Below are 5945 nucleotides of genomic sequence, written 5' to 3' on the forward strand. Positions count from 1 at the left end.
ACACTCCAGTTCATAGCCACTTAGCGCAACAGGCCGTCACACCACGCGACCTTCGCGCAGCCCTGGGTATGAAAGACCCCAGTTCGGGCACGGACCAGGTGACGGGAATCGCTCGGTTCCAACCAGCATGACAGGTTGCCTACCGCACCCGCCCGCACATGCCTATCCTTGGTTATCAGGTTCCGTCCGCCGGGCCTACAGGTCGTGGGAGGAGCGTCGATGCCGCTCTCGGAGAACGAGCAGCGCCTGCTGGAGCAGATCGAGCGCGCTCTCGTACAGGACGATCCAAAGTTTGCCAATACCGTGCGTTCGACGGACCCCCGTACCTACCTGCTGCGCCGGGTGCGCCGCAGCGCGGTCGTTTTCGTCCTCGGTCTGGCCGTCCTGGTGGTCGGTGTGGTACTCAACCGGGTACCGCTGACGGTGATCCTCGGCATCCTCGGTTTCCTCATGATGTTGTTCGCCGCGCTGCGCGGTGCGGCAGACCTGCGCCGGATCAGCGGCCGTGACACCGGTCACCGGCGGCCGGGCGGCGTGCAGGGGGGATCGAAGCCGAAGCCGCGGGCTAGGGCTCCGTTCATGGAACGGGTCGAGGAGCGGTGGCGGCGGCGCTGGGAGGACCGTCCCTGACCGCGTCCAGCCAGTCCAGCCAGTCCTGATTGTCCTGATTGTCTTCGTTCTGAATCGTGGTGGGCGTGGCGGGTGCGTCGTCCTTACCGCTTCCCCGTCCCGGCCTCGACCGTCCGCGCGCCGAGGCCGGCGCGGCGTGCCGGAGAACCGATGCCGGTGCGATCCGCGCCAACATCCGCCTGGCCCGCGGTGCCAGTGCCAACAGCGTGGTGGTGGCCAGGACGGCATCTTCGCGGAGGTCTGCGACGGACGGCGGCGCGGCCATCTCCGGCGGCGCGTAGCGGGCCTGCTCCTCCGCGGAGGCCAGTCGGGCGAGTGCCGCGCGGGCCTGCGGGTAGGTCGTGGGGGGCTCGCTGCCCCTGGATTGCCACGCAGACGGTTCCGGGCCGGATCCCGGAGCCTGTGCGGTGGTCGGCTCGGCGTCCAGGTAGGCGGTCAGCCGGGCCACTCCGGCCCGCGGCGAGTCGTTCGGCCGGATCATGATTCCCAGGTCCGCGGCGACGTCCAGCAGTTCCGCCCAGGCGTCGTGGACCCGTTCCACCGTCGCCCCAGACGGATCTGGGGGATCGTCTTCGGCCGGGCGCAGCCGGACCCGCCTCCGCCGGATCCGGATGATCGCCGGAACGGCTAGCAGGCCCAGGACGGGCAGGGCAGCGCACAGCCAGACCACCCAGGAGGGAATTTCGGTGGAGGTCGATGCGTCGTCACCTGACCGCGCAGCGCCCATCGTGGTCGGATCGTCGCCGGGAGCCGGCGTGGAGGTATCCGGCACGGGCACCGGCTCGGGCGCTGCCTGCGATTCGGCCTGAGCCTGCTCTTCCGGCAGGGCGGCGTCGTTGTCGGGGTCCTCGGGCCCGGCGGGGGCGTAGGACGGCGCCGAGGTGGTTCCGTCGCTGCGGCGGGTCGGCTCGAAGCTGATCCAGCCGATCGACGGGAACCAGACCTCGGGCCAGGCGTGCGCCTGCCGGTTGGTGATGACGTAGCTGCCGTCGCTCTGCCGCGCCCCGGGGACGAAGCCGATCGCGACCCGGGCGGGTAGGCCCAGTATCCGCACCATGACCGTCATGGCCGAGGCGAACTGTTCGCAGTAGCCGCGGTGGGTGTCGAACAGGAACTGGCTGAGCGCGCCCTCCTGCGTGGTGGGGGCGCCCCGGAGGTCGTAGGTGAACTGCGGCCCCCGCAGGTATTCCTGGATCGCGTACACCTTTTCATAGGGGGTGCGCGCACCCGCGGTCACGGCCTTGGTGAGCTGACGCAGCTGGGGATCGAGATTGTCAGGGAGCGCGGTCGCGACGCCGAGCGAGTCCGGGATCGGCCCGGTCGCGGCCTGAAGCTGCGCGCTTGTGGGATTCGGCACCACCGCGTCCACCTGGTAGTGCGCGTTCGCCGTCGAGGTCCGGGTCGAGAAGATCGTGCCTGTCGGGCTCGCCAGCCGCCAGTCGCCGGTCAGCCCCTCGATCCGGATTGGGATGCCCGGAACCGGCAGATACAGCTCGTTGAACCGCCCGGTGACGGCCACCTCCGCACGTACCGACTGGGTAGCGCCGCCCGTCCGTGGTTTCGGTAATCCCTCGCTGACCCGGTCTTCCCGGGTGGCATTCAACGCCCGCAGGGTGAACAGTTGGCCGTCGAAGTTCTCCAGCGCCGTCAGTCGCAGATACTTCGGCTCGTCGGAGCGCAGCCGAAGCAGGGGCACCTCCGTGCTGGCGTGCAGCTGCTGGCTCACCGAGACGATCGGCTGCACGACGCTGGCCGAACTCGGACCGTCCCCGGCACCGGATCCACCCTTGCGCGACACCAGTCCCTCGCCGTCAAGGGACGGCAGGCCCAGCGGCACCACGATCGCGGCGACCAGCGCGGTGACGGCGACCCCGAGCGCGCCCACGGCGATGCGACCGCCGAACATCTCGACGCCAGCCCTCCGCTGGTCGGAGACGGTCCGGCCCCATCGCTCGTACGCCAACCGCCCGTCGAGCAGGAGCAGGGCGATGAAGCTCACCGCGCCGAGCAGAAAGGGCACCACGCCGACCCCCCCGGGCAGAATCGCCGCCGACACCGCATACAGCGCCAGCAGCGGAAGGCCGCCGAGCGTCGGGTGGTCGAACTTCACCACGATCAGGTTGACGATCATCACTAGGAGGTAGACGCCGATCACGGTGAGGACCACCAGGCCCGGCCGGGCGGGCACCGGCGCGGCCAGCCGTGAGATGTCGGAGCCGCCGGCGGAGATGAGCGTGTGCAGCGTCCCGACCGTGGTGGCGGTCGGCAGGAAGCCCAGCAACGCCGTCGACCGCGCGGACAGCACGGTGACGGTGCCGATGAGGCCGACCAGACTGAGCAGGATCTCGGCCGCCGCCGGCAGCCGGAGCAGGCGGCTCGCCACCCCCGTCCCGACGGCCACGGTCGTGGCGACGAGCACCGGCCCGAACCACCAGAGGACACCCTCGAACAGACGGGTCAGCGCGCTGGTGGACAGCAGACAGGCGACGGTGGCGATCACTGTGGGCGCCGGGCGGGCGTTCACGGCACAGACCGTCCGCCGGTGTGGAGATCGCCGGTGTGCCCCGTCGCCCCGGTGAGTCCCACGGTTCTGGTGAGTCCCGCGGCCCCGGGACGTCCGGAGACTCCGGCGGCACCCGGGGCACCGACGCCGCCCGTGCCCCGGGCCCGGGCGGCGACCCGCGGCCACATCGCCGCGAGGCTGGTGCCCGCCGCCGCGCCGAGGACCGCCCAGCCGGCGCGGGTGAGCACCGCGTGCGTCGTTTCGAGGTCGGCGGCGATCTTCGGGGCCGCCGCGGCGGTGCTCCAGCTGGCCACGTTGACGAGCACCGCGATCGCCGGGGCGCTGCGGGGCCGCAGCCCGGCCAGCGCGGTGGCGGTGGGCGCATCGGTGTGGCCGAGGACGGCGACGAACATGCCGCCGTGACCGACTCGCCCGCGGCCGGCCGCGAGCGCTGGGTACAGGGACTCGGTGGGGGCGGGCATCAGCGTCGAAAGCTCGTCAAGGAGCCCGCCGACGGTACCCCCCGCGGCGATGGCCGCCAGCCCCTGATCGGTCAGCAGTCGGACCCGGTACCCGCCCCGGACGAGGTGGACGCCGATCGCCCCGACCGCGCTCACCGCCCACTCGAACGACGCTGACGGGCCCCCGTCAGGCCACGCCCGGGCCCGAGTGTCGATCAGGATGGTCGCCCCGCCCGTCTGCGGGTGCTCCTCGCGCCGGACCATCAGCTCGCCGCGGCGGGCGGTCGTCTTCCAGTGCACCTTGCGCAGGTCGTCGCCGGACCGGTACGGACGGGTCGTCGTCTCGTCCTCACCCACGAGCCCGGTCGCGCGGCGCAGCTCGGCGCTGACGCGCGCGGCACCGGTCGGGCGGGCCGGCGGCAGCCGCTCGATCGGGGGGGCCACGACCAGTTCGTCCATGCTGCGGAAACTGCGCGACAGTTCGCACAGCCCGAACGGGTCACCGAGGCGGATCGCCATCGGTCCGATCTGGTAGCGACCGCGCATCCCCGCGTGCAGGACATAGGACAGGTCCCGGCTGCCACCAGGCTCGATCCGGTCGAGTACGAACCGGGCCCCGCCGCCCAGCCCGTCCGCGGCGGCGTCCTCCAGCAGGAGCACCGACGACGGCGACCGGCTGACGTTCTCCAGCCTGATCCGGACCGAGACCCGGTCCCCGGCGGTCACCCGGCTCGGTTCGAGCCGGCGAGTGCAGGCGAGCCGGTAGCGGGTCCGGCAGACGAAGGCCGCCGCGAGCACGGGGAGGAGCATGACGAGCAGGCCGATCCGCAGCAGGTCCTGCTCGCCGAGCACGGCCGCGGACGCCGCGCAGGCGATGCCGGCGGCGACGAATGACCGGCCGCGGATCGTCAGGCCACGCAGCGCTGCGACAAAGTCACGCACCCGGAGGTTCCGCACCCGGAGGTTCCGCACACGGAGCTCTAACGGCCGTGCCGGGTCGGGCGTGCCGTACCGGGACGAAGGATCGGGATCCGGCGCAGAACGTCGGTCAGGATGCGGGCGGAGACCTCGATCGTCGGCTCCCCGGAGAGCATGATCTCAGGGTGCAGCAGTAGGCGGTGCGCCATGACCGGGACAGCCATCTCCTGAACGTCGTCGGGGAGGACGAAACCGCGCTGGTCCAAGGCCGCGCGGGCCCGGGCAGCACGGATGAGATGCAGCGCAGCCCGGGGGGACGCGCCGAGCGCGATCTCGGGATGTGTGCGGGTCCCGCCGACCAGGTCGACGATGTAGTGGCGCACCTCGGGCGAGACGTGCACCGTGCGGACGAGTGCGATCAGCTTGGCGATCTCGGCAGCGTCGGTGACCGGGGTGATGCCGGCCAGCGGGTTGGCGTTGCCGTGGCTGTCGAGCATCTCCAGCTCGGCTGCGGGGGAGGGGTAGCCCATCGAGATCCGGGCGGTGAAACGGTCGCGCTGGGCCTCCGGCAACGCCCGGGTGCCCTCCATCTCCACCGGGTTCTGGGTCGCGATCACCATGAAGGGTGACTCGAGCCGGTAGGTGACGCCGTCGACCGTGACCTGGTGCTCTTCCATGCATTCGAGGAGCGCCGACTGCGCCTTCGGCTCGGCGCGGTTGATCTCGTCGCCGACGACGATGTTGGCGAACACCGGGCCGGGACGGAACTCGAAGTCACGGGTGCCCTGGTTGTAGATGCTGACTCCGGTGACGTCGCCGGGGAGCAGGTCCGGAGTGAACTGGATGCGACGCACCCGGGCATCGATGGACCGTGCGAGGGCCTTGGCGAGCATGGTCTTGCCGACCCCGGGGACGTCCTCGATCAGCAGATGACCCTCGGACAGCAGCACGACCAGGGCCGTCGTGATCGCCTCGGACTTGCCGTCGATGACCGTCTCGACGCTGGTCCGCACCCGATTGGTGACGTCGGCGAGATGGCCGATGTCGGTCACCGGGTCACGCCAGTGCAGAAGACCAGGGTCGGTCACCACGAGGTTGGCCCCCCTCCGGGTGTCGAGTGTCGGGATGCGTCGCGCATCGGGATGCGCGGACCCGGCCCCGGTGGGACCTGTCCCCCCCGAGTGTGACATCCACCGCGGGCGCGCAGGCCGTGGTGGTCGAGGAAACATGCCTCGAAGCGGAACCCGACAGGAGATTGAGGGGTAGGTGTCCGTAGCTGACCGGCCTCGCCGGGACGGCGAGTGAGACCAAATGTTCCTTCGCCCACCAGAGTCATTTGTACTGATTTTTTGCGATTTATACCACCTTCTTCTTAGGTATCGCGGGCGACCCCCGATAGAGGGGGTTCGGTGGGGTGGTACGGGGTGTTGAGG

The 5945-nt window shown here is 70.9% G+C and carries 4 protein-coding genes; 1 reads left to right on the forward strand and 3 read right to left on the reverse strand.

Annotated elements, in window-relative coordinates; genetic code table 11:
- The first annotated feature begins 219 nt into the window (after positions 1-219).
- Positions 220-630 (forward strand): DUF3040 domain-containing protein, encoded by a 411-nt coding sequence (locus tag AC08OX_RS13960; protein ID WP_476608222.1) that lies wholly within the window; start codon positions 220-222, stop codon positions 628-630.
- Here the strand turns inward: AC08OX_RS13960 and AC08OX_RS13965 are convergent.
- The 3 genes from AC08OX_RS13965 to AC08OX_RS13975 are packed head-to-tail and all read right to left on the reverse strand — an operon-like array spanning position 578 to position 5603.
- Positions 578-3154: a transglutaminase TgpA family protein gene (locus AC08OX_RS13965; protein WP_476608223.1), complete on the reverse strand. Its 2577-nt coding sequence runs from the start codon at positions 3152-3154 to the stop codon at positions 578-580. The genes AC08OX_RS13960 and AC08OX_RS13965 overlap by 53 nt on opposite strands.
- Positions 3151-4536 (reverse strand): DUF58 domain-containing protein, encoded by a 1386-nt coding sequence (locus tag AC08OX_RS13970; protein ID WP_476608224.1) that lies wholly within the window; start codon positions 4534-4536, stop codon positions 3151-3153. The genes AC08OX_RS13965 and AC08OX_RS13970 overlap by 4 nt, the downstream gene beginning before the upstream one ends.
- 38 nt (positions 4537-4574) lie before the next feature.
- Entirely contained in the window at positions 4575-5603 is a 1029-nt protein-coding gene (locus AC08OX_RS13975) for an AAA family ATPase (RefSeq protein ID WP_476608225.1), read from the reverse strand.
- Between the last annotated feature and the right edge of the window lie 342 nt (positions 5604-5945).

This window comes from Frankia sp. CoBUL1 (assembly GCF_978021245.1).